Origin of the sequence: Neobacillus niacini (assembly GCF_031456445.1) — a bacterium.
In the GTDB taxonomy this organism is placed as follows: domain Bacteria; phylum Bacillota; class Bacilli; order Bacillales; family Cytobacillaceae; genus Neobacillus; species Neobacillus niacini_I.
In genome coordinates, this window is record NZ_JAVDUQ010000089.1 from 1 (window position 1) to 1,438 (window position 1,438).

Genomic DNA, 1,438 nt, shown 5'->3' on the forward strand with positions numbered 1-1,438 from the left:
TAAAATGTACCCTATAGAGTAGACACTTAAAAAAAGTCCTCTATAGGGTACTTTTTTGTATAATTAAGAAAAATGGGATTGGGGAAAGCAAGAGTGAGTAAAAAAATATTTACAGAGAAAGAGATCAATATCCTTTCTAATAGCCCTTATGTTAAATCAGTAAGTTCAAAGGGGATTACCTATACCGATGAATTTAAGCATCTCTTCATTGAAGAAAATGCAGGAGGAAAGCTACCTAGAGAGATATTTGAACAATGTGGATTTGATATTGATGTTTTAGGAATGGATCGTGTTAGATCAGCTGGTAAGAGATGGCGTGCTGCCTATCGGGAAAATGGAGTAGTCGGACTTTGTGATACAAGAGGGGAAAACTCGGGAAGACATGGTGAAAGGGATCTTACATTAGAAGAGAAATACGCAAGATTAGAAGCCCAAAATAATTTATTGAAGGCAGAAAATGAACTTTTAAAAAAGATACGGTTTGCCGAAAGGGGGCTAAAGAGGAACCCATAACCCTACCTCCTGATCAAAAGTTTATCCTCATCCGTTCCAATATAGAGAAGTATAACCTTAAGAATATGGTGAGTTATTTATGTAATGTAACAGGAGTCTCCCGTTCTGGTTATTATAACTATTTCCGTGAGGAGTCACAACATCGTAGAAAGCTAAGAGATGCAAAGGATGAGGAGGTCAAAGAGATTATCCTAAAGGCCTTTCACTTTAAACGCCGTAAGAAAGGGGCACGTCAAATCAAAATGACCTTGGCGGGTCAATTTAATGTTGTCTACAATTTGAAACGTATTAGACGAATTATGAAGAAATACGGTATTATTTGCCCCATCAGAAAGGCAAATCCGTATAGACGAATGATGAAAGCTACCAAAGAACATAGGGTGGTGCCAAACCTTTTAAAGCGGAAATTTAAGCAAGGTATCCCAGGAAAAGTGCTTCTAACAGATATCACTTATTTATTTTACGGTAATGGCCAGAGAGCTTATTTATCAGCCATAAAGGATGGATCTACCGGTGAATTATTAGCCTATCATATGTCGGAACGGATGACCATTGATTTAGCCACAGACACCCTAAAAAAGCTAAAGAAGAATAGACATTTTAAGAAAACGAAAGATGCCTTAATCCACTCAGATCAAGGAGTACATTATACTCATCCAGCATTTCAAAAAGTAGTAAAGAAACTTGGGCTACGCCAATCTATGTCAAGAAGAGGAAACTGTTGGGATAACGCTCCTCAAGAATCTTTCTTTGGCCATCTTAAAGATGAAGCCTCTATTAAAGCATGTACAACTTTTGATGAATTAAAAAAGGAAATTAAACAATACATGATCTATTACAATCACTATAGATACCAATGGAATTTAAAAAAGATGACCCCTGTTCAATACAGAGATCATCTTCTTAAAACTGCCTAGGCTTTTTT

General features: G+C 36.6%; 1 protein-coding gene. It reads left to right on the forward strand.

Annotated features, from left to right (window positions below):
* The first annotated feature begins 72 nt into the window (after nt 1-72).
* Nucleotides 73-1,430, forward strand: a protein-coding gene (locus J2Y67_RS27775) for an IS3 family transposase (protein ID WP_396954151.1) whose coding sequence is annotated in 2 segments (ribosomal slippage) — nt 73-492 and nt 495-1,430 — 1,356 coding nt in all. Because the reading frame shifts where the segments join, the coding sequence is not laid out codon by codon here.
* Nucleotides 1,431-1,438 lie beyond the last annotated feature (8 nt).